This is a genomic window from Actinomyces sp., from assembly GCF_030530635.1.
GTDB lineage: Bacteria > Actinomycetota > Actinomycetes > Actinomycetales > Actinomycetaceae > Actinomyces.
Genome location: NZ_JAUMUL010000053.1, coordinates 1 through 24,656 on the forward strand (window position 1 = coordinate 1; position 24,656 = coordinate 24,656).

The window sequence follows — 24,656 nt, forward strand, 5'->3', positions numbered from 1 at the left end:
GACAGCTCACACTCGGGGCGGAAAGACCTCCCCAGACCCCTCCCGCCAAGCTACACTCGAGCTACACAACGCTAAGGGGGAGCACGATGACGTCAGTGGCATGTGGGATCGATATCGGAGGCTCGGGCATAAAGGGAGCCCGAGTCGATCTCGATACGGGAGAGTTCATCGGAGACCGGATCCGGATTGTGACGCCGCAACCATCCACACCGGAGGCGGTGGCAGATGTATGTCTGCAGGTCCTGGACGGCCTGGGCGTCAGTTCCAACGTTCCGGTGGGCGTCGCGCTGCCGGCCCCGATCGTCCACGGCAGGGTCCCGTTCATGGCGAACTTGGATGCCTCCTGGGTTGGAGTAGATCTCAACGAACTCATGCCCGTTCGGCTCGGTAGGCCGGTCACCGCCCTCAACGATGCCGATGCCGCGGGACTGGCCGAGGTCGCCTTCGGCGCGGCTAAGGGCGTCGCCGGCACGGTGATCGTGACGACGTTAGGAACGGGTATCGGGTCCGCGATCGTTGTCAACGGTGTACTGGTGCCGAACACGGAGCTCGGACACCTCGAGATCGACGGCTATGACGCGGAGAAGCGTGCATCCTCCGGACAGAAGGAACAGCAGGATCTGTCGTGGAAGAAATGGGCTAAGCGCCTTCAACGCTATTATTCACACGTCGAGATGCTGTTCTCGCCCGACCTGTTCGTGGTTGGCGGGGGAGTGTCGAAGAAGCACGAGAAGTTCCTCCCGCGGTTGGATTTGAAGACTCCGATCGTGCCTGCGCAATTGCTCAACACGGCGGGTATCGTCGGTGCGGCCTATCAAGCCGCTCGGGAACAACGAGAGTGAGACCCGAAGGAGGCACCTCATCGGCGGTGGCTTTCGAAGGCTACCGGCTCGAAGCCGGCTACGCTGGTGGCGTGAGCCAGGTAGATAGTAACGCCCAGCCCGTCGAGCACACTGCAGCCACGGTCCTCGTACCCGTCACGGCGAGCGCAGAAGTCGAACCCCGATTCGGGCGCGCCCCTCGTGTAGCCGTGGCGAAAGTACTGAAAGACCGGATTATCGACTGGCAGGAGTACGCCGTCGGTTGGGATGCCGCTCACAGCGGCGGTACCGAGGGTTCACACCACGCTCGGATCGTCAGGTTCTTGCGAGCACATAACGTAGACACCATTGTTGCCGAGCACATGGGTGCCGGTATGGTGCGGGTCGTAGGACGCATGGGGATCCGGCTCCTGGCGACCCCCGGTGGTGATGCGCGCGCGGCCGTATTGGCAGCACTGGCCGGCGGGCCGGCGGAAGACCAGTTAGATCGGCGTTAATCGACGTCGGTAGACCCAGGAGCCAGCGGGGAACGGAGCCGGGCGGTCGCATTCTCGGTCTGCGACGGCCCGGCTCCGTACCTACTGTGCGTCCGTCGTGGGGCTGTGTGCTGGGGTAGGGCGACGGGCAGATGACGATCAGCTGAGCGCTGCAGCAACCGCTAGCTTGAGTGAGTCCTGGAAACGAGTCTCACGCTCGGAGGCGCTCATGTCGCCGGAGTGGTCGAGCAAGTGGTCGGAGATCGTCAGCACAGCCAGTGCCTGCTTACCGAATTCGGCGGCTACTCCATAAAGGGCCGCCGCTTCCATCTCGGCGCACAGTGTGCCGTAGGCGGCCAGACGCTTGGTCTGTCCTTCGGGGGTGAAATAGAAGTGGTCCCGGGAGATGATGGTGCCGGCGTGCATACGCTCGCCAAGCCCAGCCTCGATGCCTGCCCGGTAGGCAGCAGCTGCCAAGTGGAAGTCAGCGACGGCGGCGAAATTGACGCCGGGGATGCGCAGTTGATTCATCGCGGAGTCGGTGTGAGCGCCCGTGGCGATCACTACATCTCCAACATGCACCTGTTCACCGATGCCTCCGGCAGTCCCCACTCGAATAATTCGCTCCACTCCGTACTGGCTGAACAACTCGGTTGCATAGATGGAGAAGGATGGCTGACCCATGCCCGAACCCATCACGGACAGAGGCTTGCCGCTGACGGTGCCGGTGAAGCCGAGCATGCCGCGTACGTCGGTCACCAGACGGGCGTCAGCCATAAGGCTCTCTGCGATGCGCTGCGCGCGGCGCGGATCGCCAGGCATGAGTACTGCAGGGGCGAAGTCGCCGGGTTCGGCGGAGATGTGAGGAGTGGCCATGGTTGTCCTTTCGAAGGTCCGTTCACCTGTTGCGCCTTTGGAAGTGTGTCCGCTGAACCCAACATCCGGAAAGCGCAACGTGCCAGTCTTGCACATCCCCACCCGGTTGCAAGTCGGGAAGGCGCAATAGGTGCTCACACGAAACATTGGTGCGCTACCTGCACCGACGCGCTCGGCATGGGTGTGATCGGCCGCCGTTGGGCTTGTTGAAGGCGTCCGCATGGCGGGACGTGGTATGCGGACATCCTTGCTGCGACTATCGTCCTAGTGGTTCCATGCCTGTGCGCACTGCACCGGCGGCCGGTGACGCCGGCACCCCACAACCCGGAAGGACTTTGATGGCATCCAGCCCCGGATCCTCACCCGCAGCACAGATGCCCGCGCGCGAGCAGTGGAGCGGGCAGCTCGGATTCCTCATGGCCGCGATCGGATCCGCGATTGGCCTGGGTAACATCTGGCGCTTTCCCGGCACCGCCTACAACAACGGCGGGGGCGCCTTCATGGTTCCCTACATCATCGCGCTGCTGCTTACCGGCCTTCCCGTGCTCTTCCTCGACTACGCGCTCGGGCACCGCTTCCGCGGATCCGCCCCGGCGGTATTCCGGCGAGTCTCCAAACGATTCGAATGGCTCGGCTGGTGGCAGGTCTTCATCTGCTTCGTCATCATGACCTACTACGCGGTGGTCGTGGCCTGGGCCTTGCGCTACACGCTGTTCTCGGTCAACACAGCCTGGGGTGACGATGCCGCCGGATTCTTCAGCGAGTACATCGGCCAGACCACACTCGCCGATTCCTCGACCCCCGTCTACTCGCCGGTTCCGATTCTGGGAGTTGTGATTCCACTCCTGCTGGTATGGGCCTTCGGCATCTTCGTCGTGGCCCGCGGCGTGTCACGGGGAGTCGAGCGGGCCAACCGGGTGTTCCTGCCCGTGCTGGTGGTCATGTTCATCATTCTGGTGGTACGGGCGATCCTGCTTCCGGGAGCCACCGATGGGCTCAACACCCTATTCACCCCGGATTGGAGCCGGCTGACCGATCACACGGTATGGGTGGCGGCCTTCGGGCAGATCTTCTTCTCACTGTCCATCGGCTTCGGGATCATGCTCACGTACGCCTCCTACCTCAAGCGCCGCTCCAACCTGGTGGGAACAGGTTTCACCGCAGCCTTCGCCAACTCGTCCTTCGAGATTCTCTCGGGTATCGGTGTATTCGCCACGCTTGGCTTCATGGCCCACGTCGAGGGCGTGGCAGTGGCCGACTTGGAGGGCATACAGGGCGTCGGCCTGGCATTCATCACCTTCCCGACGGTCATCTCCGAGATGCCGGGCGGTGCCGTATTCGGGGTCCTGTTCTTCGCCTCCTTCTCAATGGCGGGCCTGACCTCCTTCATCTCCATTTTGCAGGTTGTCACCCCGGCGATCGGAGAGAAGCTCGGTTGGTCCAACGGCAAGGCGACCTTGGCTGCGGGCCTGCCCAGTGCGACACTGTCGCTGGTGCTGTTCGGAACCGCATCCGGCCTATGGGATCTGGACATTGTCGACGCGTACATCAACTACATCGGCGTGGTCGGATCCGCGATCGTCATGTGCATCGGCGTCGGTCTGGTGCTGCGCCGTCTCAAGGAGTTGCAACGCCATCTGAATCTCGTTTCCGACACCCGGATCATTGGCGGCTGGTGGCGGATCCTCGTCTCCATCGTCGCTCCGGTGCTACTGGGGTACATGTTCGTCCAGAATGTCTGGTCGTATGTGATCGACGGCTACGACGAGTACTCCGCCGGGCTCCAGGGGGTCTTCGGATGGGGCACGATCTTCCTCGTCGTCGTCGCCACGGCGGTATTCACGTTGATGCCCTGGCGCACCCCGGTTGACGACTACCTCCCCCTCGATCTGGACGTGCTCGAGGAGGTGAAGTGAGATGACCGGAGAGGCAATCGCTGTCATGCTCGTAGCGATCGTCATCATCTGGGGCGGTCTGGCGGTGTCCGTTACCGCTCTGGTGGTGCGGGGGCGCCGCGAGGATGTCGATGCCCGTGAGGCCGCACTCGCCGCAGCCCACGAGCACCTCAGGAACCCGCAGGACGCATCGTGACCGTAGCCGGCATTCCTCCGGTAGCCGAGTCCGGTTCCGCACTGACGCGAGCGTAAGACACAATGCACCCCATGCCCTCGACTTCACACACGTCGCCAACGGTTGTTTCGGCGCCCCCCCGGCTCGTCGCCTTCGACTTGGACGGGACGCTCGCCCCGTCCAAGTCGCCAATGCCCGAGCCCATGGCAGCGGCGTTGCGCGCCCTGCTTGATGCCGTGCCCGTCTGTATCATCTCGGGAGGTCAGATCGGGCAGTTCCATGACCAGGTGCTTTCGCGGCTGAATGCGGACGATCAGCAGCTGCGAAGGCTTCATCTCATACCCACCTGTGGTACCCGTTACTATGTGTACGATTCCGGCGAGGGGAACTGGCGCCTCATCTACGCCAATGATCTGACACCCGCCCAGGGGCAGCGTGCCTGCGAGGTGGTGGAGTCCCAGGCCCGGCGTCTGGGATTGTGGGAGGAGCACACCTGGGGCCCGGTACTGGAGGACCGCGGCAGCCAGATCACGTTCTCCGCTCTGGGGCAGGAGGCCCCTTTGGATGCCAAGCAGGCATGGGACCCCACCGGGGAGAAGAAGGGACGTCTGCGCGACGCCGTCGCAGCCCTGCTGCCCGATCTGGAGATCCGTTCCGGCGGCTCCACCAGCGTGGACATCACGCGCAAGGGCGTTGACAAGGCGTACGGCATGACAAGACTGTCCGAGGTGACCGGTATTCGGCTCGAGCAGATGCTATTTGTGGGGGATCGGCTGGACCCCGAGGGGAACGACTATCCGGTCAAGGCCCTGGGGGTGCCTTGCCGGGCCGTCGATACTTGGGAGGAAACCGCCGCTCTGGTCACCGACCTGGCCGCGCGCCTCGCTGCGAGGGATCGGAGCTGACCGGCGTGCCGATGGCTATTGGGCGCGTGCGGGACGTGCTTAACGGCGGTTTCGGCAGCCTGGGTGCGGATGTAAGGCGCTGGTGGCGCACACGTACCGATCGTTTCCGCCGGTACGTGTGTACGGCCGTGCTGCTGGCGGTCAGCGCAGTCGCCTCACTGGCTGTAGGAGTGTCGACCGCGACTGCGTCCTCTCCTCTCGGCCCGCATGAAGCGACCTGGTCCGTCACCCTGGACTCCACGCTGACCGTCGATCTCGGTCCGCTCGGATCCGTCACCATGGATTCGCCGGCAGGTCCGCTCGGTGTCGAGGTGATTGTCGGTGAGATTCCGGGTGATCCTGATCCCGACGCCGTATCCGCTGAAACACTCGGCCAGGCGTTGAGTTCCGACGGCGCCGCCTACGTGGCACTGATCACCCATCCGAACTTGACGATTGAACGTGGTCTGCGCGCCCTGGCGGACGACGCTCTGCGCCGTGCCGGACTGATCGAGTCGGTGCTGCTGTGCTTGGTGACGGCCAGGCGTCTGGCGGGTCTGCGGCTGAGCCGCCGCATGCACCGCCTGCCCCGGGCCGCCACATCGCTGCTGGGAGCCACCGCTGCCGCGGTTGCGATCGCCGTCGTCGTCCCGGCGGTGCGTACCGGCCCGGAGACGGGCACGCGGCTGGAGGTCCTGGCCGGGACTCCCGTCGCTGATGCCCGCCTGTCCGGTAGGGTCGCCGACATCGTGCGGGCCTACGGCGGCCGCGTCTCAGATTTCCTGGAGGAGAACACCGCCTTTTACGAGGCGGCGGACAACAATCTGAGGACGGCGTGGCAGGCCTCAGCCGCCGTTGACGGAGCCGTGGATGTAACCGCCGCAGATTCGGCCGTGGACGAGGAGGCCATCGCCGTTGCCTTCGAAGCGGTCTCCGCCCGCGGCACGACGCCTTTATCTATGCCTGGCCCGGTTGACGCGGCCTCCGGGACCGCGGCACCTGGAGACGGCACGACCGGAACCGTGACGCCGGCAGGCGGGCAGGCCCCCGAGGCCTCCGTTCCTGTTAGCGGCACCTGGGCCGTCAACCAGGAGAAGACCACCACCGCCGTGCTGTCCACTGACCTGCATTGCAACCTCGACGTTATCGCCTTCACCGGTCTGCTGGACGAACTCGTCGGTGCCGACGTGCACATGGACGACGGCGACCTGACAATGACCGGCAGCCGGCCCGAGTCGATCTGCGTGGATGCACTGTCGAATGCCGTGCCCGCCGGCGTCGCCAGGATCGCCACCCTCGGCAACCACGACTCCGACTCGACGGCGGAGCGGTTGCGCGCCCAGGGTTGGATCGTCACTGACGGCACAATGCAGGAGGTAGCCGGACTCACCGTGTTGGGTGACGTCGACCCGGACCGCACCTCCGCCGGCGGAACCGTTCAACGCGGTGCCGAGAATGCTGCTGAGCTTGGAGCGCGCCTCGCCGACACATCCTGCCGGGCGGCGCAGGCGGGCCGCCGGGCCGATGTCGTGCTCATCCATCAGCCCTACACCTTCGGCCCACTGATTGCTAACGGCTGTGCTCCGCTGCTGCTTGCGGGGCACGTCCACCAGGAACGCGGTATTACCACCACCGCCGGAGGCAACCTCGAGGTGACCCAGTTGGTCTCCGGGGCAGGCAAGGGCGGCACCTCGATCGGTGAGGTCACCGAGGACGCCTACCTGCATGTGCTGGCCTTCAACTCCGACGGCGACCTTGTCGCCTGGCGCACCGTCACCCTGCACACGGACGCCTCCGTGACCGTGGGCGCCTGGCAGCCGATACCCGGAGCTCAGGAGTCTTAAGGAACTGATAGCAGTTGCCCGGGGCAGACCTGACACGAGTCACGCGCCGGCACCGGCGTGACCAACACCCGTTCGACCTGCCATGGCGGTGAGGCACAATGGGGATGCGCTCCGCAGCAGCCGGGGCGCGTTAGCACCGAGGGAGAGGCATAGGAGATCCGCCGATGGCGCACGTGCCCACACAGGCCGAGACTGACGCAATGATCGACGCGATGAGCGAAGAGGAGCTCGAGGCCTACCTGGCCGGCGACGCCGATCCGACCCGCCTGGAAGCTGCGCCCGCGGCCCCGCTGGGCCAGGCTGCTGATGACCGGTGGAAGTCCACAGGCGCCCCGAGTTCCTACGCGGCACTGCTCGTGATCGGCTCGCTCATCGGTATCGGTGCCTGCTGGGAGCTGATCCTCAGCCAGCTCAACCAGCTGCGCGAGCCGGACGACGGCCTGGTCTGTGATGTCAGCCCGCTGGTGTCCTGCGGGGACTCCCTGAACGTATGGCAGGGGAATCTGCTGGGCGCTCCCAACTCCTTCGTCGGGGCGATGGCCTTCGCAGTGCTGCTACTGATCGGGCTGCTGCTGGCTGCAGACATCCGGTTGCCCCGCTGGGTGTGGTGGGGGCTGGTAGCCGGGACCGTGTGCGGCATTGGCTTCGTCGCCTGGTTCCTGGCCGTATCGGTACTGACTTTTGGCAAGCTCTGTCCCTTCTGCACTCTCATCTGGGCGGTTACGATCCCGATCGCCACTAATACCTGGGCTCGAGCCGCGCAGGGCGGTCACCTCGGTCTGCCGCCGGGTGCTGTGCGCCGCCTGGTTGCCGTGCGCTGGTGGATCGCGGCGGCCATGTACGCGACCGTAGCCGTGGTTGTGCTGGTTGCATTCAGAGATGGTTGGGCGGCGATGCTGCGGTGAGGCCGGCGCACCGCGAGGAGCCGACGGGGGACTTCACAACCGCCGCCTCCGCAGTCACCCAGGACTATCTCAAGGCCGTATGGGCGGCCAGCGAGTGGGGGGGTGAGGGAGCCTCCATCACCGGTCTTGCCCGACGCATGGGGGTGGCGGCTTCGACGGCGTCGGAGACCGTCGCCCGCCTGGTGGAAGCAGGGCTGCTGGAACATGCTCCCTATCGGGCGGTCACTCTTTCGGCACGCGGGCGAAGGCTCGCCCGGGGGATGGTGCGTCGTCATCGGCTGCTGGAGACCTACCTGGTGGCGGCACTCGGGTTCGAGTGGGACGAGGTCCACGCCGAGGCCGAGGTGCTTGAACACGCTGTTTCCGACCGGCTTCTGGCGGCGTTGGATACCGCTCTGGGGCATCCGGTGCGGGATCCGCATGGGGATCCCATCCCGGCGGCGGACGGCAGCATCGTGATTCCGGACCTGTGCAGCATTGACGTCCTCGGGGTCGGTTGTTCCGGAGTAGTGGGGCGTATCCGGGACGACGCCGGAGTTCTCAAGCAACTGACCCGGGCGGGTATTGGGCTGGACACGACGGTGATCGTCACCGGCCGCAGCGGCGGGAGCGGTGAACCGCACGGGAACCCGGCACGAACCGTGGTGCGCGCAGTGCAAGCGGATGGCGGACCGGTTGATGGGGCGCCGGAAGTCGTTGTTCCGGAGGGCGGCCTGTGGGTACGCGCCCGACCGGATACCGTACCGGGACCGAAGTAATCGCGTGCGGCTTCATCTACGCTGAGGTTGTGAGCGAAACAACCAGACCCGCGCAGTCAGTTTTCACCAAGATCATCGACGGCGACCTGCCCGGACGCTTCGTCTGGGCCGATGAGACCTGCGTCGCCTTCGCCACTATCGCCCCGCACACCGACGGGCACGTGCTTGTCGTTCCCCGCGAGCCGGTCACTTCCTACGTCGACGCCTCCGATGAGCTCGTTGCCCACTTGGCGGTCGTTGCCAAGCGCATCGGCCGCACCCAGACGCGTTTGTTCGAAGTCGCCCGCGCCGCCGTGCTGGTGGTCGGTTACGAAATAGATCACCTGCACCTGCACGTGCTGCCGATTCGTTCCGAGGCGGATGTCGCCCCCACCGCCGCCCGCCACGATGTGCCCGGTGCCGAGCTCGACGCCGCCATGGAGCGTCTGCGCGCCGGCCTGCGTGAAGACGGTTGGGGCGGGAACGTGCCCGTAACACTCGAGTCTCCTGCACTGGCCTGAGCACAACCACGGAAGGTCACCGCTGGGCTGGCAGCATCGTGTGCCGCGCTCGGCCGGAGAGATCGACGTGACCGGCGTCGCTCCTCCACCTGGCGGACCGGCGTCGGCCTGAGGTCGGACGGGGGATAGGCTGACCCGCAGCAACGGGGCCGCGCACCGTTCGGCCTGCCCGACGACGCTGCGGCCCCGCCCCATTCACACGAGCTAAAGGGAGCACTCCCGCGATGACGGAGAACAGCCGGGCCCAGCAGACCCCCGAGCAGAACGCCACGCCGTACCGATACACGGCCGCACTGGCCGGACGCCTGGAGACCGCCTGGCAGGACCGGTGGGAACGCGAGGGCACCTTCCACGCCGACAACCCCGTCGGCGCGCTGGCCGGCCCCGACGCCGCCAAGGACAAGTTCTTCCTGCTGGACATGTTCCCCTACCCGTCCGGCAAGGGCCTGCACGTGGGCCACCCCCTGGGCTACATAGCCACCGACGTCATCGCCCGTTTCACCCGCATGACCGGCAAGAACGTCCTGTACACCATGGGGTACGACGCCTTCGGCCTGCCGGCGGAGCAATATGCGGTCGCTACCGGACAGCACCCGCGCATTTCCACGCAGGCCAATATCGCCAATATGCGACGCCAGCTGCGGCGGCTCGGCCTGTCCCATGATTCGCGCCGCTCGCTGGCCACCATTGATGTGGACTATGTGCGCTGGACCCAGTGGATCTTCCTGCAGGTGTTCAACTCCTGGTTCGATCCGGACGCGCCCCGCCGCGACGGTCGCGGCACCGGCGCCGCCCGCCCCGTGAGCGAACTGATCGACAAGCTCGCCTCCGGGCGTGTCCCCACTCCCGACGGCCGCCCCTGGGCGCAGCTGACCCCCGGGGAGCGGGCCGACGTCGTCGACTCCCACCGGCTCGCCTACGTCTCCTCCGCCCCGGTGAACTGGTGCCCCGGGCTCGGCACCGTGCTGGCCAACGAGGAGGTCACCAGTGAGGGCCGCTCCGAGCGCGGCAACTATCCCGTGTTCAAGCGGAACCTGCGCCAGTGGATGATGCGCATCACCGCCTACGGGGAGCGACTGGCCGAAGATCTGGACACGGTGGACTGGCCCGAGAAGGTCAAGACCATGCAGCGCAACTGGATCGGCCGCTCCGAGGGCGCCGAGGTGACCTTTGCCCTGCCCGGGGCCGACGCTGTCGGCGCCAGCCAGAACGAGTTGACGGTCTACACCACGCGCCCCGACACCCTGTTCGGCGCCACCTTCATGGTGGTCGCCCCCGAGCACCCGCTACTGGGGGGTCTGTCGGGCGCATCTCGGGAGCAGGATGCCGCCGCCCTGACCGTGCCGCGGGCCTGGCCGGATGGCACGCGCGAGGCGTGGACGGGGGGCTACGCCAGCCCGGCGGAGGCTGTGGCCGCCTACCGGGCTCGTGCCGCCAAGGCCACCGAGGCCGAGCGCACCGATGAGGAGCGCGCCAAGACCGGCGTCTTCACGGGGCTGTTCGGTACCAATCCCGTCAACGGCCAGGCCGTGCCCGTCTTCGTTGCCGACTACGTGCTCATGGGTTACGGCACCGGCGCGATTATGGCCGTCCCCTCCGGCGACCAGCGCGACTGGGATTTCGCCCGCGCCTACGACCTGGACGTCATCGCCACCATCGCCCCGCCGGAGGGTTTCTCCCTGGAGGAGGCCGCCTGGACCGGGGACGGGGAGATCATTAACTCCGCCAACGCCGAGATTAGCCTCAACGGCATGGGCAAGGACGAGGCCAAGGCCGCCATGACCGCCTGGTTGGAGTCCAAGGGCTACGGGCGCGGTGCCGTCACCTACCGCCTGCGTGACTGGCTGTTCTCCCGTCAGCGCTACTGGGGCGAGCCCTTCCCGATCGTCTGGGACGAGGACGGTCACCCGCACGCCCTGCCGGAGTCCATGCTCCCGGTGGAGCTGCCTGAGGTCAGCGACTACTCTCCGCGCACCTACGACCCCGACGACGCCGCCTCCTCACCGGAGGCGCCGCTGGGCAAGGCGAGCGAGTGGGTGGAGGTCGAGGTCGACCTCGGTGACGGGCTCAAGACCTACCGGCGCGAGACCAACACCATGCCCCAGTGGGCCGGCTCCTGCTGGTACGAGTTGCGCTACATAGATCCGACCGACGACGCGCAGCTGGTTGATCCCGCCAATGAGGCCTACTGGATGGGGCCACGCCCGCAGACCGGCAACGCCTCCGGCGGCACCGACCTGTATGTGGGCGGAGTCGAGCACGCCGTCCTGCACCTGCTGTACTCCCGGTTCTGGCACAAGGTGCTCTTCGACCTGGGGGTCGTGTCCTCCTCCGAGCCGTACCACAAGCTGTTCAACCAGGGTTACGTGCAGGCCTACGCCTACACCGACTCTCGGGGCCAATACGTGCCCGCCGACGAGGTCGAGGAGACCCAGGACGAGGGCGGCAGGCCCGTCTTCACCTGGCAGGGTCAGCCCGTGAACCGCGAGTACGGCAAGATGGGCAAGTCCCTGAAGAACATCGTCACCCCCGACGACATGTATGATGCCTATGGCGCCGACACCTTCCGCGTCTACGAGATGAGCATGGGTCCGCTCGACCAGGACCGCCCCTGGGACACCCGCGCCGTCGCCGGCGCCCAGCGCTTCCTGCAGCGGCTGTGGCGCAACGTCGTCGACGAGACCACCGGTGAGGTGACCGTCTCCGACGCTCCGGCCGAAGAGGCCACCCGGCGCCTGGTCGCCCGCACTATCGTGGGCGTGCGCGAGGACTATGAGGGCATGCGCCTGAACACTGCGATCGCCAAGCTGATCGTGCTCAACAACCACCTCACCGGTTTGAAGGCCGTGCCGCGTGAGGCCGTGGAGGCGCTGGCACTCATGGCCGCGCCCGTCGCCCCGCACATCTGCGAGGAGATCTGGCAGCGCCTCGGGCACGAGCGCTCGCTCGCTCACGAGCCCTTCCCGGCGGTCACCGACGAGTCCCTCCTGGCGGCCGAGAAGGTCACCTGCGTGGTGCAGGTCAAGGGCAAGGTCCGTGACCGCCTGGAGGTCGACCCCGACATCGACGCCGCCGACCTGGAGAAACTGGCCCTGGCCGCCCCCGGCGTGGTCCGCGCCCTGGACGGCCGCGGCGTGCGCAAGGTGATCGTGCGCGCCCCCAAGCTGGTGAGCGTCGTCCCCGAGTGAGTATGGTGCCCCCCGCTGGGCGAGAGTGCGGCTGTCTCGGTGGTTGGTCGATTAGCTGGTTACAGCAGCATGCACACACCGATGGTGACTATCAGGTCGATCAGTATGAAGACTGCGAGCGCCCGCCCGATCGGGTGCCCGTAGTTCAGATCAACGCCGACGCCGGCGCGTTTGGGCACCAGCAGTGAGGGGTCTGCGCGGTTGACGTAGAACAAGCCGCCGAACCATAGTTCGTCATCGTCGGGGGAATCGGCGTCCACGGGTGTGAGCCGACGTGCGAACCGGTGGGAGAGTCGGATCAGGTCGGCGATCATCCACAGGATCAGCAGGCAGATGGCCATCACCGTGATAGCTATCCACCAGCGCGCGGCGGCCGGTGACTTCACCAGCGGTAATACCAGGATGCCGGCGAAGGAGACGCCCACGGCCAGTGCCAGCGGTCCCATCACCCGGTCGAGCAGGTGCGCCTGGGCGCGGGCGAGCCGGCGAGTTCGGCCCCGGTCGCCGTCGACGGGGATGCTCGCCAGCGATCTGCGGCGGACGATGCTGGTGCACAGCGCCACCACGGCGACCAGCACGAGGCCGATGGCCGCAGGCAGTAGCACCTGCAGGGGGGTGCGCCGCGCCCAGCCGTCGACGGTGCCGTCGGCTCCCCAGTGGATTGGCAGCGGGTCGGGCAACGAGTCGTAGCGCAGCAGCACTAAGACCGCGGTGACCAACAGCAACAGCGCCGAGACGAAATACCAGGGCGCACTGTTGGTGGACTCCTCGGCGGAGCCTATCGGGGCCAGCTTCCGCACTCGCTTGCCCTCGTACCAGCCCTCCTGCCGTTTGGCCTCAATGATGGGCAGGCGTACGACCGTCCAGGATGCGAAACCCGCGCCCAACTGTGCCAACATAATGATTACGGGCAGGCCCGGGCGGCTGGCAGTGATGCCGCTTAAGTGCAGCAACGCAATCGCCGCCACCGCGACGGTGGCGCCGACCAGGCAGCAACCGTGCCAGGTACGAATGGCGCGTAGCACAACCGGGTCGCGGACGCGTTCGGCGGGTACCGACACGCCCAGCGGGAGCGTGTCCCTGGAGATGGCCGGAGTCGCCCAGAATGCCAGTCCCAGCACGACGGTCATCAATATCATGATGATGGTGTAGGCCAGCATTAACGTACGCTCCTTACGGGGGAGAGTGCGTCGAGCTGGTGGGCGGTCGCGTCGAGGATCTGCTTCTCGGCCAGGCCGTGTGCGCGGGCCTCGGCCAGTAGCGTGCGCAGTCGCGACTGCCACGCGGCGGCATCGGCCCAGGGAGTGCTCGGAGCGACTACGGTGCCGGACTTCGCATTGATGACAACCAAGCCCTCGGCACGCAGAAGATCGTAGGCCTTGGAGACGGTGGCCGGATTGATGGCGAAGGCTCCGGCGAGGGCGCGCACGGAGGGTAAACGCTGGCCGGGCGGCAGCTCGCCGCGCGCAATTCCTTCCACGATCCGGTCGCGGATCTGCTGATAGATCGGGGTGGGGGACAGGGGGTCGACTTCCAGGTCCATGCTGCGAACTCCCGGTGAGGGCACGACGAACTCATCTGTACTGCTAACGCTAGTACAGATGGGGCAGGTGGGCCAGGCACGTCGACGCGATACGCGCTGAGGTCAGCGGCCGCGCAGAATGTTGCCCAGGATGGAACGGGTGATTTGGCGGCCGGCGGAGCCGATCAGCCTCTCCACCTCACGCTGACGTCGCTCGGCGGCCCGCTCCCGGGCCCGCTGCTCGCGCTCGGCCGCCTTCTCAGCCTCTCGCTGCAGGCGCTCGGCGGTGCGCTTTGCCTCCCGGGCGGCCGCGGCATCGGCCTTCGCCTTCGCCCTGGCGGCCTCCTCCTCCGCCTTCTGGGCGGCGGCTCGTGCCTCGGCTTCGGCGCGGGCCGCCTCGGCCCGGGCGGTTTCTTCCTGGGCGCGCTTGGCCAGCAACTCGTAGGCGGACTCGTTGTCCACCGCTTCGGCGTACTTGGGCAGGAGGGGCGAGGACGCCAGAATCGACTGGATGGTGGCCGACTGGGCCGGACCCATAACCGCGGCCGGAGCATTCACCACGACGGGTGCGACCGGCGCGGGACGTCCCTTCTCGTCCAACACGGAGACGACCGCCTGGCCGGTGCCCAGGCTCGTCAGGACCTCGGCCAGGTCCAGTGGGGAGGTCGGGAAGGTTGACACCGCCTTCTTCAAGTTGGCGGCATCCGCCGGCGTATGGGCGCGTAGCGCGTGCTGGATACGGCTGCCCAACTGGGCCAGCACCGCGTCGGGTACGTCCGTGGGGGACTGGGTGATGAACACGACGCCGACCCCCTTGGAGCGGATCAGCCTCACGGTGCGCGTGACCGCTTCCAGGAAGGCCTTACTGGCGCCGTCGAACAGCAGGTGGGCCTCGTCGAAGAAGAACACCAGCACCGGCCGCTCCGGGTCGCCGACCTCCGGCAGCACCTCGAACAGCTCACCCAGCAGCCACATCAGGAAGGTGGACAGCAGCGTGCCCTGGGACTGGATGTCCGCCAGCTCCAGGGAGGAGATGACGCCGCGGCCGTCGGCGGCGGTACGCAGCAGGTCGCGTACGCTCAGGGCCGGCTCCCCGAAGAAGACGGAGCCGCCGGCCGCCTCCAAGGCGGAGACCTGCCGCAGGATCACCCCGGCAGTCGCAGCGGATACACCTCCAATACCGCGCAGCTCCTGCTTGCCCGACTCCATACCGGTCAAATAGTCGACCACGCTGCGCAGGTCCTTCAGGTCGATCAGCGCCAGCCCCTGGGCGTCGGCCCAGTGGAAGACGAGTTCCAGCGCCGAGGTCTGCGTGTCATTCAGCCCCAGCACGCGGGAGAGCAGCACCGGTCCGAAGGCCGTCACCGTGGTGCGTATCGGAGTTCCGGCGGAGGTGACCGGCGCGGTGGCCGACTGCGCCGCCGTCCCCTCAGGGGCGCCGAGGGTGAACAACTCCAGCGGGAAGGCACGCCCCTCCCAGACCTGCCCGGTGGAGGCATTACGAGCCGCCAGTTTCTCGGAGGCGGTGCCGGCCTCTGCCAGGCCAGTCAGATCGCCCTTGACGTCTGACAGGAACACTGGCACTCCGGCCGCAGACAGCCCTTCCGCCAAAAGCTGCAGCGTGCGGGTCTTGCCGGTGCCGGTAGCGCCGGCGACCAGGGCGTGACGGTTGAGCAGGCCGAGTGGAATACCCACATGCACGCCGGGGATGGGGGCCGGCTCACCGTCGGTGAGACAGTCCAAGTAGGTGCCAACCGGAAGCACAGGTCCCGAGAATGTGTAGCCACCCCTAACGCGAGCGGCGTACTCGGGCAGTTCAGCCGCGCACTCACGGGCCTCCGACTCTGGCGCCTCCGCCGTAGCAGGCGACTGCGGCGCCTGCGGTGGAGCGGCGTCGTCGGGCTGAGCGGCCAGTGCCGCCTCCAGTGCCGCCTGCGCCGCGGCGGCCTTGGCGGCAGCGGCGTCAGCGGCTGCCTGCGCCGCCTCCGCCTTGAGGCGGGCGATCTCGGCGGGGTCCGGTGTGTTGCTCGTCATGCCCACATGGTATGCGGCTGGGCATACCCTCCGCGACGTCGGACAGGTAGGAGCGGCTTGGTCGCTCGTACCTGTCACGATGGGGCCATGCGCCAGTACCATTTCGGTGTTTACGCCCGCATAGTGGAGGATGCCTGCATGCTCTGCGTCCGTAAGACGCGCGGACCGTATGTGGGGCTGTGGGATCTGCCGGGTGGAAGGCCCGAGCCGGGCGAGTGCTGGGAGGAGACCCTGCGGCGTGAGTTGAAAGAAGAACTGGGTATCTCCTCCTTCGCGGTGCAGGGTATGCGACGGGTGGAAGTCCACGTGACCAAGGACTCGTGCGGCAACGCCATCGACTTCTACCACTACGGGGTGGTGGCGGATGTGGCGCTCGCGGAAGAGCTGCCGCTACCGGCGCCGACCTCGTCCGACACCGGCGGCTACCAGTGGCGCCGGCTGGGCGATCCCTCATGCTTGAGCGCGCTTGCTGCGGCGGCGATCACTGCGTCCGCCATCTGACACACCCATCACCGGTCATCGCCGATTACCCGAGCGACTCGGTCGGGGACATACGCTTCGAGCATGTCGCTCACCGTCGTCACCGACTCGGCAGCCTGTCTGCCCCCCGCGCTTGCGGATGCGCGCGGCATCATCGTGGTTCCCCTACACACCGTTGACAACGACGATGGGGTGGCGACGACGGCGCGCCCGTCGGTGGCCGCGCTCGCCGACGCATACCTGCGCGCCGCAGAGCACGGCGGCGAGGTGCTTGCGCTCCATGTCACCGCCGCCCTGTCCGGCACAGTCGACAACGCCCGGTTGGCGGCGCGTGAACTTGCCGCCCGAGGAACGACGGTGACCGTGCTGGACTCGGGAGCCTCCGGTGGAGCCCTGGGGCTGGCCGCGCTTGCGGCCGCCGACGCCGCCGACGCCCGGCGCGGCGCCGCCCGCGCCCGTGAATCGGCCGCCCGCTCGCATCTGTTCTTCCTCGTTGAGGACCTGTCCCACCTGCGTCGCGGCGGCAGAATCGACCGCACCACGGCCTTCGTCGGCGGAACCTTGGGCATCCGGCCGATTCTGACCTCCGGCCCGGAAGGAATCGGCGTGGTGGAAACGGTCCGTGGTGCCGCCCGCGCCCGCCGCCACCTGATCGCCCAGGCCGTGCGTGCAGCCGGCGGAACCGCACTGACCGGCCCCCGCCCGCCGGCCGCACCCGTCCGGCTCGCCGTGCACTACGGCGATGACCCGGCCGACGGGCGTGCCCTGGAGAATGATCTGGCCGATGCCATGGTTGAGGCCGGTGCGGTCGTCGAATCCATCATGCGATCACCCGCCGACCCGGCCAGTCGTGTCCATCTGGGGCCGGGAGCCCTCGGCATCGTCGTGGCACCGCATTTGGACCCGCCACGATAGCCGCCGCCCGCCGTCCACAGGCACGTTTCGCCGCAGCCGTTGTCAGTGGCGTTCACAGGGTCTGGGACATGCCGGCCTGCGCCGGTCTACCGTCGAGGCATGAGTGGCAAGCGGGTAGCGGACCGGGTAGGCAAGCGTCCCCTGGCCGACTTCGTGCGTATCGCCTGTTCTACCGACCCTGCAGAACCGGTCCGGCACCCGCGGCGGCTCGCCCTCGCCCCCCGTGCCGCAATCGGCGTGGGGATCACCCTGGTGGCGCTCGCTGTCGCCCTGGCGCTGTATACCGTGCTGGCCGCGCCCAACTCTCGGCCTAATACGTTCACCGCGACTGTCGCCCCCGACGCAGGTACTCCCGCAGCCGTGGTGCCCGTCACCGACCCACAGGCCACCGTCGCTCCCACCGATGCCGAGACGGGTGGGAAGATCATCGTCCACGTAGCCGGCGCGGTCGCCACGCCCGGCGTGGTGACGCTGCCGCCGGGAGCTCGCGTGATCGACGCCATCACCGCGGCCGACGGCTCCCTGCCCGACGCAGACACTGACCAGCTCAACCTGGCCCGGGTACTGAGCGACGGCGAACAGGTGCGTGTACCGCACCAGGGTGAGGACCTCTCGGCCTGGCAAAGTGAACACGGAGCGGGTGATGCCGCTGGGACTGCTTCCATCGGCGCGAACGGCGGTGGCCCGCAGAACACCGGCGGCCGCATCAACATCAACACCGCCTCCGCTACGGAGCTGGAGACCTTGACAGGTATCGGACCGGCTCTGGCCCAGCGCATCGTCGACTACCGCACCGATCACGGTCCCTTCGCCTCAGTAGATGAACTGACTAATGTCTCGGGCATCGGTGCTGCCAAGCTCGAGGCGCTGCGCGACGAGGCCGCCGTATGAGCGCCCCGCTCACGCCGTCTGTCAGGCACCGCACGAATCGCATCGAGACGGCGCCCTGGGACGACCCGGCCACACTGCGCCGGCTGTCCCCACGTCGACGCGGTCGCCACGCCATCCGTGACGCGGCCCCGGAGCCCCTCGACTTGCGGTTGGTTCCATGCGCCGTCGGGGCCTGGGCATCAGCCTTCTGGGCTATCGGCCTGGACGGGCCGCGCCCGTGGCTGCCGCCTGCCGTAGCCACAGGTCTCGCCGCTGCAGCGGCGATCCCATTGGCGGTAGCGGCCGTACGCTTCCGACCGCCCCGCCACCGGCGCGATCCCCGCCCCGGAGCTGAAACCCCTGACGGCACCACAATCGGCTCGCCGGCGGCTTCATTGCTGGTTCTCGCTATAACCGTTGCCGCGGTGCTGACTGTGACCACGGCCGGCTCCTGGGCGCGATCCGGTGACCCGCTCACCATTGCTGCCCGCGAGGAGCGCACCGTCACGCTGACCGGTACCGTCACGCATTCGGCACGAGTCATCGCCTCCGCCAAGCGGACCACCGTACTGACCGCCCTTTCCGTGGATGCTGTCGACGGCGCCCCCTCCCGTCTCGCCGCCACCGTTCTGGGCGACGTCGACTGGCTGGACGTCCCCATGGGCGCGCCCGTGCGGGTGCACGCCCGGCTGCGTCCAGCGGACCCCGGCAGCACCGAGGCGGCCATAATTGGTGCGAATGCGACTGTGGCCGTGGCCGGACCGGCCACGGGCGTCCTCGGCGTCGTGGCCCGACTGCGAGACGGACTCGTCGACGCCGTCGGGGAGGAGCCCGGTGGCGCGGGCGCCTCCAACAGTCGCTGGCCCGCTGGTGCCCGCGCCCTTGTACCCGGTGTCGCCCTCGGCGACGACCACGCCCTTCCCGCTCAGGTGCGTGAGGACATGCGCACCGTGTCCATGACGCACTTGACGGCCGTCTCCGGTGAACATGTAGCCATCGTGCTGGGGCTGGTGCTATCCGGCATGGGCCTGCTGCCCCGATGGGTGCGCGCCGTTGCGGGGGCACTGGTTCTGGTCGGGCTCGTGGTGCTGGTGCGGCCGGACGGATCGGTGCTGCGGGCGGCCGCCATGGGCATGGTGATGCTGCTGGGGGTGGGTGTGGGCAGACGCTCCGCATCCGTGCCAGCCCTGTGCGTGGGCGTGATCTTCCTGCTGCTGCTCGATCCCTGGCAGGCGCGCGACTACGGGTTCGCCTTATCAGTGCTCGCCACGTCCGGCATCCTCCTCGGCGCCGCACCGTTGACTGCCGTGTTGTCTCGGCGCCTGCCCCGCCCGCTTGCTGCCGGGCTTGCCCTGCCCCTGGTGGCCCAACTCGCTTGTGCGCCGGTGCTGGTATTGCTGCGCCCGGTGGTCGGCATCTGGTCAGTGCCCGCCAACGTGGTTGCGGCCCCGCCCGTACCGGTGGCGACCGTGTGTGGCATCCTTGCCGCCCTGGTGGCGCCGCTGTTCCCGCAGGCGGCAGCCGTAATCGCCTGGCCGGCGACGGCGTCGTGCGCCTGGCTGGCGCTGGTGGCAAGCGCCTGTGCCCGTCTGCCGGGGGCGAGTCTTGCCTGGCCGGGGCAGATCGGAGGGGCTCTGCTCCTGGCCGGCGTTGAGGTCACTGTGGTGGGCGCGCTGTATTGGCGGCGTCGGCGCCGCGCCCTCCGCCCGTCAAGGCATGGCAGGCTATGAACCATGGCAACCTCCCGACCCGCACGCGGCGGACGCCGCGCCCCCGCCGGACCCTCCTGGGATGAGGTGAATCTGGCGCCGATCATCTTGATACGGGCCGGGGAGGAGCTGCTCGCCGACAGGGCGGTCTCCCGACTCCTGGCCCAGGCGCGTCGGCAGGACCCGGCCACCGAGGTGACCACCGTCGAGGCATCCACCTATGAGGCCCACCAGTTGGATACACTGGTCTCGCCGTCACTTTTCGGTGAGCCGAAGCTCGTGCTCATCCCCGCCCTGGAGCAGATGACCGATGCGCTGCTGGCCGACCTGCTCGCCTACGTTCCGGCACCTGCCCCGGATGTTGTCGTCGTGATGCGGCACAACGGCGGTCAGCGCGGCAAGAAGTTACTGGACGCAATCGGCAAGTCGCCCTACCCGGTCTGCACCATCCAGGCCGTCAAATCCCCCAAGGACAAGGCCTCCCTGGTGAGTGCGGACGTGCGTCGGGCCGGACGCCGCATGGAGCCCGACGCCGTCGGCGCACTCGTGGATGCACTGGGCACCGACTTGCGCGAACTGTGCTCAGCCGCCGAACAGCTCATCGCCGATACTCAGGGCACCATTACCGTTGCCACGGTAAACACTTACTACGCCGGCCGCTTCGAGGCCACCGGCTTCACCGTAGCCGACGCCGCCGCAGCCGGGAATATGGCCAAGGCCGTCACCGCCCTGCGGCACGCAATCGCCACAGGCACAGACCCGGTCCCCATCGTCGCCGCTCTGGCTATGAAGATACGTCAGCTCGCACGTGTGGCCGCCATGGGCGGGCGCCGGGGACTGACCGCCCGCGACCTGGGTATGGCGCCGTGGCAGGCCGAGCGCGCCCGCCGCGAGCTGTCCGGCTGGTCCGACGACGCTCTCGCGACTGCGATACAGGCGGTTGCTCGCGCCGACGCCGAGGTCAAGGGCGCCTCCCGCGACCCCGTCTACGCCGTGGAGCGCGCCGTGCTGACTATCTGCGACGCCCGCCGTGGCCGACTGCCCGGTCGGCGCTGACCGTCCCACCGGTCCCATCTGTCGCGGAGACGGCGGCATCCATCGGGTCAGCGCTTCCTGTATAGCGTCTTGGTGGCGTAAACGGGCTCGTTGGTCACCTGGATCCCCAGGGAGCGGAAGATGCCCTCATCCACGGGTCCCAGGATGGTCGAGGTATGCACGTCGCAGCCGCGCAGATCGTCCAGCTTGTCCAGCGCACGTGCGGCATTGGCGTCTCCGTTGGCCGACACCGCCAATGCGATCAGCACCTCATCGGTGTGCAGGCGCGGGTTGCGGCTGCCCAGGTGGCGGGTCTTGAGAGTCTGGATCGGCTCGATCGACTCCTTGGCCAGCAGATCCACCTCTGGATCGATACCGGCCAGACGCTTGAGGGCGTTGAGCAGCATCGCCGAGGAACAGCCGAGCAGCGGGGAGGTCTTGCCCAGCTCGATGCCTCCGTCCGGCAGTTCGATGGCCGCTGCCGGCGCGTTGGTCGCCTTCGCCAGTTCCAGGGCCGGCTCGACTACAGGGCGGTCCCCCTGGGCGATTCCGAGTCTGCTCATCAGCAGTGCGATGCGCCCGGATTGGACCGGCTCGAGCATATCTCGCTTCTCCGCCACGAGTGCCTTGAAGTAGCGGCGGATGACCTCCTGCTTGGATGCCTCGCGGCACACCTCATCATCGCTGATGCAGTAGCCGGCCATATTCACGCCCATGTCAGTGGGGGAGGCGTAGGGGGAGGCCCCGAGAATCTCCTCGAATAGACGCGACAGGACCGGGAACACCTCGACGTCGCGGTTGTAGTTGACTGTCTGCGCACCGTGGGCGGCCAGGTGATAGGGGTCGATCATGTTCACGTCGTCGAGGTCGGCGGTGGCGGCCTCGTAGGCGATGTTGACCGGGTGGTCCAGTGGCAGGTTCCAGATGGGGAAGGTCTCGAACTTGGCGTACCCGGATGAGATGCCGCGCATGTGGTCGTGGTAGATCTGTGACAGGCAAGTGGCCATTTTGCCCGAGCCCGGACCCGGCGCGGTTACTACCACCAGATCGCGGCTGGTTTCGATGTACTCGTTGCGCCCGTAGCCCCGCTCGGAGACGATACCGGCTACATCGTTGGGATATCCGGGGATCGGGAAGTGGCGGTAGACGGTGATGCCGAGCTTGTCCAGCTTGCGCTTGAACTCTGCGGCCGGGAGGTTGTCTTCTGTCCACTGGGTGACCACGACGCTGCCCACATACAGCCCGTAGTCGCGGAAGGCGTCCATGTGGCGGAGCACTTCGTCCTCGTAGGAGGTGCCGTGGTCGGCGCGGATCTTGTGCCGGAAGAAGTCCTTGGCGTTGACGGCGACGATGATCTCCACATCATCTGCCAACTCGGTGAGCATGACGACCTTGTTGTCGGGAGTGAAACCGGGCAGCACGCGGGAGGCGTGCATGTCATCAATGAGTTTGCCGCCGAACTCCAAGTAGAGCTTGCCCCCGAACTGGGCCCGGCGTTGGGCGATGCGTTCGGACTGCAACTTGAGGTACTTGTCCCGATCAAAGCCGATATGCATGCGTTCTCCTCACGGTCGCCTGAATGCGCGGCCGGGCGGGAGGGCGCCGGCCCGACGAATCCTAACGCCGTCGGCTCGGGCAATAAGAACGGACCCGCCGCCGGGAGGACTTGACCCCACGGAGCGGAACCGGGGCAACACCGCCAAGACAAAGGGCGCCTCCCCGATGGGAGACGCCCCGTGTGCAGGCTCGCTGGTGCGAGCGACGCGTCACATGGCGTTAACGCGCTTGGCCAGCTTCGACTTGCGGTTGCGGGCCTGGTTGCGGTGGATCACGCCCTTGGAAACGGCCTTGTCCAGCTTGCGGCTGGCCTTGCGCAGGTGTTCCTCGGCGGCCTGCTTGTCACCGGCCTCGACCGCCTCGCGCGTGCGGCGCACGTAGGTCTTGAGTTCGGACTTGACGGACTTATTGCGCAGGCGGGCCTTCTCGTTGGTCTTGATGCGCTTGATCTGAGACTTGATGTTCGCCACTGTGAGTGAAGCTTTCTGGTGTCTGAATGGTCAATGGCCGGAGAGAGGGTTGGCGCTACGGGCGGACTTGAGGTGGTGGAAGCACCCGGCAGGCCCGGTCGCCGGACCCCGAAGCCGGCCAGGCCAGAGGTCCGAAGAGCACTTTAGCACCGGGCGCCCTGGCTTATCTCGGTCGATAACCGTCCATCGGCGTGACGTGCGTCGCGCCGGCACCGTTCACGGAGCGTAGCTCAGGACCAGTGCGTGCGCAGGGCGGCGACGACGCCGTCGAAGGCGGAGCGCTTCATGGTGGCGCCCTCGCGGCGCACCACATCCGGTTTGACGAGCAGCAGACGATCCAGGCGAACCTCGCTGGGGCGGCCCTTGGAGTCCCACGGGCCGGTGCCGACGTCATGCCAGTAGCGGCCCCAGCGGGCCTCCTGTGCGGCGTCGAGGTCGTGGTCCTTGCTGGTCAACTGGGCGACGACGATCCGTTTTCCGTGGTGGGCCAGGACGAGCACGGGTCGGTCTTTGCCCTGGGTGGCGTCCTCCTCGAAGGGTACCCACGTCCACACCACCTCGCCGGGATCGGCGTTGCCGTCGGGATCGGGGGAGTAGGCGAAGTCCGGTAGGCCCAGGGAGGCGACGTCGTAGACCCCGACGCCGTCGTGCGCGCCGGTGCGGGTGCCGGGGGCTGGCGACTGCAGGGCAGAGCGCTTGGGGGTGCCCGTTCGCTTCTGCGCGGGGCCGGAGGAGTTGCGCATGCGTGACTCCTCCCGGGTGCTCAGCTCTTCCTTGAGTACGTCGGTGATGGCCTGTTTGGCGCTGGAGGTGAGAATCCGGGCGATCCGCTTGAGCAGTGGGGATGGCATGAGCCGACCCTACCGGCACGCATATGAGTCCGGGGCTTTTCTGGTCGGTAGGCGCGGGGAAGTCGCCACGATGCCCGCGTCAGAGAACCGTTGGGGCTCGGAGCGTAGCGAGACGGTTTGACACCCCGATGGTCATATGGTTCAGTAGTTATGTAATGAACTGGCGAGGGGTGTTCTGTGGAGCTTGATTCGACCGCGCCGATCTACAAGCAGATAGCCGCTGACGTTCGTCACCAGATCCTCATTAGGGCGCTGACTGACGGGGATCGGGTGATGTCGACCACCCAGTACGCCACCAGCTACCGAATCAACCCGGCCACTGCGGCCAAGGCGTTCGCTCAGCTGATCGAGGAAGGGCTTCTCGTCAAGCGCCGAGGCCTTGGCATGTTCGTAGCTGAAGGCGCCCGTGACCGTCTGATCGCCGCCGAGTACACCGGATTCATTGATCAGACCTTCTCCGCGGTCGTCCGTCAGGCGTTTGCACTCGGTATCGACGCGAACACCCTCATTGAACACATCCGCGCCATTTCTGCCGAAGGCGCAACGGACCAGACCAAGGAGTGAATGGGCTGTTCCGGTTTGAGGGTGTGGTGGCTTCCGGCCGGGGCTGCGGTGTGTGGGGGTCGTGGTTGGGGTGGTGAGGTCGATGTCGGGCGGGCAAGGACTCGACGGGTCGGGCCGCGTCGTCGACGGCTAACCGGCGTCCTCGAACAACCCCCAACCCACCCAGACCGGCTCTTGGTGTTGGTGGCTGTGGTGGCTGGTGTGTCTTGATGTTTGTGGGTGTGCTGGTGGCTGTGGTGGCCGGCGTGTTGCGGGGTGAAGGACGCGGTGAATCGGGCGTGTTCAATGGTCTGTGTAAGCCCTGATTGAGAGGACCTACTGTCATGA

General features: G+C 67.2%; 23 protein-coding genes. 16 read left to right on the plus strand and 7 right to left on the minus strand.

Features of this window, described 5'->3' with window-relative positions:
* Nucleotides 1-86: 86 nt before the first annotated feature.
* Both ppgK and Q4A20_RS11375 read left to right on the plus strand, forming a co-directional pair.
* On the plus strand, nt 87-842 hold the full coding sequence (ppgK, locus tag Q4A20_RS11370) for a polyphosphate--glucose phosphotransferase (protein ID WP_303123087.1): 756 nt from the start codon (nt 87-89) through the stop codon (nt 840-842).
* A 71-nt stretch (nt 843-913) separates the two neighbouring features.
* Nucleotides 914-1,318: a NifB/NifX family molybdenum-iron cluster-binding protein gene (locus tag Q4A20_RS11375; RefSeq protein WP_303123052.1), complete on the plus strand. Its 405-nt coding sequence runs from the start codon at nt 914-916 to the stop codon at nt 1,316-1,318.
* Nucleotides 1,319-1,456: 138 nt separating this feature from the next.
* Here the strand turns inward: Q4A20_RS11375 and deoD are convergent, their stop codons facing one another.
* Complete coding sequence (deoD, locus tag Q4A20_RS11380; protein ID WP_303123054.1) at nt 1,457-2,173, minus strand: purine-nucleoside phosphorylase; 717 nt, start codon at nt 2,171-2,173, stop codon at nt 1,457-1,459.
* Nucleotides 2,174-2,511: 338 nt separating this feature from the next.
* Here deoD and Q4A20_RS11385 point away from each other — a divergent pair, with 338 nt between their 5' ends.
* The 8 genes from Q4A20_RS11385 to Q4A20_RS11420 all read left to right on the plus strand — a co-directional run bounded on the left by Q4A20_RS11385 (nt 2,512) and on the right by Q4A20_RS11420 (nt 12,322).
* Complete coding sequence (locus tag Q4A20_RS11385; protein ID WP_303123056.1) at nt 2,512-4,089, plus strand: sodium-dependent transporter; 1,578 nt, start codon at nt 2,512-2,514, stop codon at nt 4,087-4,089.
* A gap of 1 nt (nt 4,090) precedes the next feature.
* Nucleotides 4,091-4,264, plus strand: a complete 174-nt coding sequence (locus Q4A20_RS11390) for a methionine/alanine import family NSS transporter small subunit (protein ID WP_303123058.1) — start codon at nt 4,091-4,093, stop codon at nt 4,262-4,264.
* A 71-nt stretch (nt 4,265-4,335) separates the two neighbouring features.
* Complete coding sequence (locus Q4A20_RS11395) at nt 4,336-5,148, plus strand: HAD-IIB family hydrolase (protein ID WP_303123060.1); 813 nt, start codon at nt 4,336-4,338, stop codon at nt 5,146-5,148.
* Nucleotides 5,149-5,159: 11 nt separating this feature from the next.
* Nucleotides 5,160-6,971 carry a serine/threonine protein phosphatase gene (locus Q4A20_RS11400; RefSeq protein WP_303123062.1) on the plus strand — a complete coding sequence of 604 codons (1,812 nt, stop codon included), beginning with the start codon at nt 5,160-5,162 and terminating at the stop codon, nt 6,969-6,971.
* A 164-nt stretch (nt 6,972-7,135) separates the two neighbouring features.
* Entirely contained in the window at nt 7,136-7,876 is a 741-nt protein-coding gene (locus Q4A20_RS11405; RefSeq protein WP_303123063.1) for a vitamin K epoxide reductase family protein, read from the plus strand.
* The gene (locus tag Q4A20_RS11410; RefSeq protein WP_303123064.1) at nt 7,873-8,634 is read left to right on the plus strand and encodes a metal-dependent transcriptional regulator; all 762 of its coding nucleotides are present in this window, start codon (nt 7,873-7,875) and stop codon (nt 8,632-8,634) included. Before Q4A20_RS11405 ends, Q4A20_RS11410 begins: the two co-directional genes overlap by 4 nt.
* A 29-nt stretch (nt 8,635-8,663) precedes the next feature.
* Complete coding sequence (locus tag Q4A20_RS11415) at nt 8,664-9,134, plus strand: HIT family protein (RefSeq protein ID WP_303123066.1); 471 nt, start codon at nt 8,664-8,666, stop codon at nt 9,132-9,134.
* Nucleotides 9,135-9,358: 224 nt separating this feature from the next.
* Nucleotides 9,359-12,322, plus strand: a complete 2,964-nt coding sequence (locus Q4A20_RS11420) for a leucine--tRNA ligase (RefSeq protein WP_303123067.1) — start codon at nt 9,359-9,361, stop codon at nt 12,320-12,322.
* Between the two features lie 59 nt (nt 12,323-12,381).
* Here the strand turns inward: Q4A20_RS11420 and Q4A20_RS11425 are convergent, their stop codons facing one another.
* The 3 genes from Q4A20_RS11425 to Q4A20_RS11435 all read right to left on the minus strand — a co-directional run bounded on the left by Q4A20_RS11425 (nt 12,382) and on the right by Q4A20_RS11435 (nt 15,878).
* Nucleotides 12,382-13,482: a DUF1648 domain-containing protein gene (locus tag Q4A20_RS11425; protein WP_303123068.1), complete on the minus strand. Its 1,101-nt coding sequence runs from the start codon at nt 13,480-13,482 to the stop codon at nt 12,382-12,384.
* Nucleotides 13,482-13,865 carry a GntR family transcriptional regulator gene (locus tag Q4A20_RS11430; protein ID WP_303123070.1) on the minus strand — a complete coding sequence of 128 codons (384 nt, stop codon included), beginning with the start codon at nt 13,863-13,865 and terminating at the stop codon, nt 13,482-13,484. The genes Q4A20_RS11425 and Q4A20_RS11430 overlap by 1 nt, the downstream gene beginning before the upstream one ends.
* A 102-nt stretch (nt 13,866-13,967) precedes the next feature.
* Nucleotides 13,968-15,878 (minus strand): helicase HerA-like domain-containing protein, encoded by a 1,911-nt coding sequence (locus tag Q4A20_RS11435; RefSeq protein WP_303123072.1) that lies wholly within the window; start codon nt 15,876-15,878, stop codon nt 13,968-13,970.
* A gap of 87 nt (nt 15,879-15,965) precedes the next feature.
* Here Q4A20_RS11435 and Q4A20_RS11440 point away from each other — a divergent pair, with 87 nt between their 5' ends.
* From Q4A20_RS11440 to holA, 5 genes are all read left to right on the plus strand, one after another.
* Nucleotides 15,966-16,379 (plus strand): NUDIX domain-containing protein, encoded by a 414-nt coding sequence (locus tag Q4A20_RS11440; protein WP_303123074.1) that lies wholly within the window; start codon nt 15,966-15,968, stop codon nt 16,377-16,379.
* A 63-nt stretch (nt 16,380-16,442) separates the two neighbouring features.
* The gene (locus Q4A20_RS11445; RefSeq protein ID WP_303123076.1) at nt 16,443-17,273 is read left to right on the plus strand and encodes a DegV family protein; all 831 of its coding nucleotides are present in this window, start codon (nt 16,443-16,445) and stop codon (nt 17,271-17,273) included.
* A 99-nt stretch (nt 17,274-17,372) separates the two neighbouring features.
* Entirely contained in the window at nt 17,373-18,164 is a 792-nt protein-coding gene (locus Q4A20_RS11450) for a helix-hairpin-helix domain-containing protein (RefSeq protein WP_303123078.1), read from the plus strand.
* The gene (locus tag Q4A20_RS11455) at nt 18,161-19,873 is read left to right on the plus strand and encodes a ComEC/Rec2 family competence protein (protein ID WP_303123079.1); all 1,713 of its coding nucleotides are present in this window, start codon (nt 18,161-18,163) and stop codon (nt 19,871-19,873) included. The genes Q4A20_RS11450 and Q4A20_RS11455 overlap by 4 nt, the downstream gene beginning before the upstream one ends.
* Before the next feature lie 3 nt (nt 19,874-19,876).
* Entirely contained in the window at nt 19,877-20,908 is a 1,032-nt protein-coding gene (gene holA / locus Q4A20_RS11460; RefSeq protein WP_303123080.1) for a DNA polymerase III subunit delta, read from the plus strand.
* A gap of 47 nt (nt 20,909-20,955) precedes the next feature.
* Here the strand turns inward: holA and Q4A20_RS11465 are convergent, their stop codons facing one another.
* The 3 genes from Q4A20_RS11465 to Q4A20_RS11475 form a co-directional block, all read right to left on the minus strand.
* Entirely contained in the window at nt 20,956-22,443 is a 1,488-nt protein-coding gene (locus Q4A20_RS11465; RefSeq protein WP_303123082.1) for a DUF1846 domain-containing protein, read from the minus strand.
* 210 nt (nt 22,444-22,653) lie between these two features.
* Nucleotides 22,654-22,914 carry a 30S ribosomal protein S20 gene (rpsT, locus tag Q4A20_RS11470; protein ID WP_303123083.1) on the minus strand — a complete coding sequence of 87 codons (261 nt, stop codon included), beginning with the start codon at nt 22,912-22,914 and terminating at the stop codon, nt 22,654-22,656.
* A gap of 230 nt (nt 22,915-23,144) precedes the next feature.
* Nucleotides 23,145-23,765, minus strand: a complete 621-nt coding sequence (locus tag Q4A20_RS11475) for a type II toxin-antitoxin system PemK/MazF family toxin (protein WP_303123084.1) — start codon at nt 23,763-23,765, stop codon at nt 23,145-23,147.
* A 177-nt stretch (nt 23,766-23,942) separates the two neighbouring features.
* Between Q4A20_RS11475 and Q4A20_RS11480 the strand changes: the two genes are divergently transcribed.
* On the plus strand, nt 23,943-24,329 hold the full coding sequence (locus Q4A20_RS11480) for a GntR family transcriptional regulator (RefSeq protein WP_303123085.1): 387 nt from the start codon (nt 23,943-23,945) through the stop codon (nt 24,327-24,329).
* The last annotated feature ends 327 nt before the right edge of the window (nt 24,330-24,656 follow it).

Excerpts from the sequence above, each read along its gene's own strand:
- ppgK (WP_303123087.1), top strand. The coding sequence starts at position 87 with ATGACGTCAGTGGCATGTGGGATCGATATCGGAGGCTCGGGCATAAAG.
- deoD (WP_303123054.1), bottom strand. The coding sequence starts at position 2,173 with ATGGCCACTCCTCACATCTCCGCCGAACCCGGCGACTTCGCCCCTGCA.
- Q4A20_RS11385 (WP_303123056.1), top strand. The coding sequence starts at position 2,512 with ATGGCATCCAGCCCCGGATCCTCACCCGCAGCACAGATGCCCGCGCGC.
- Q4A20_RS11390 (WP_303123058.1), top strand. The coding sequence starts at position 4,091 with ATGACCGGAGAGGCAATCGCTGTCATGCTCGTAGCGATCGTCATCATC.
- Q4A20_RS11395 (WP_303123060.1), top strand. The coding sequence starts at position 4,336 with ATGCCCTCGACTTCACACACGTCGCCAACGGTTGTTTCGGCGCCCCCC.
- Q4A20_RS11400 (WP_303123062.1), top strand. The coding sequence starts at position 5,160 with ATGGCTATTGGGCGCGTGCGGGACGTGCTTAACGGCGGTTTCGGCAGC.
- Q4A20_RS11405 (WP_303123063.1), top strand. The coding sequence starts at position 7,136 with ATGGCGCACGTGCCCACACAGGCCGAGACTGACGCAATGATCGACGCG.
- Q4A20_RS11420 (WP_303123067.1), top strand. The coding sequence starts at position 9,359 with ATGACGGAGAACAGCCGGGCCCAGCAGACCCCCGAGCAGAACGCCACG.
- Q4A20_RS11425 (WP_303123068.1), bottom strand. The coding sequence starts at position 13,482 with ATGCTGGCCTACACCATCATCATGATATTGATGACCGTCGTGCTGGGA.
- Q4A20_RS11430 (WP_303123070.1), bottom strand. The coding sequence starts at position 13,865 with ATGGACCTGGAAGTCGACCCCCTGTCCCCCACCCCGATCTATCAGCAG.
- Q4A20_RS11435 (WP_303123072.1), bottom strand. The coding sequence starts at position 15,878 with ATGACGAGCAACACACCGGACCCCGCCGAGATCGCCCGCCTCAAGGCG.
- Q4A20_RS11440 (WP_303123074.1), top strand. The coding sequence starts at position 15,966 with ATGCGCCAGTACCATTTCGGTGTTTACGCCCGCATAGTGGAGGATGCC.
- Q4A20_RS11445 (WP_303123076.1), top strand. The coding sequence starts at position 16,443 with ATGTCGCTCACCGTCGTCACCGACTCGGCAGCCTGTCTGCCCCCCGCG.
- Q4A20_RS11450 (WP_303123078.1), top strand. The coding sequence starts at position 17,373 with ATGAGTGGCAAGCGGGTAGCGGACCGGGTAGGCAAGCGTCCCCTGGCC.
- Q4A20_RS11455 (WP_303123079.1), top strand. The coding sequence starts at position 18,161 with ATGAGCGCCCCGCTCACGCCGTCTGTCAGGCACCGCACGAATCGCATC.
- holA (WP_303123080.1), top strand. The coding sequence starts at position 19,877 with ATGGCAACCTCCCGACCCGCACGCGGCGGACGCCGCGCCCCCGCCGGA.
- Q4A20_RS11465 (WP_303123082.1), bottom strand. The coding sequence starts at position 22,443 with ATGCATATCGGCTTTGATCGGGACAAGTACCTCAAGTTGCAGTCCGAA.
- Q4A20_RS11475 (WP_303123084.1), bottom strand. The coding sequence starts at position 23,765 with ATGCCATCCCCACTGCTCAAGCGGATCGCCCGGATTCTCACCTCCAGC.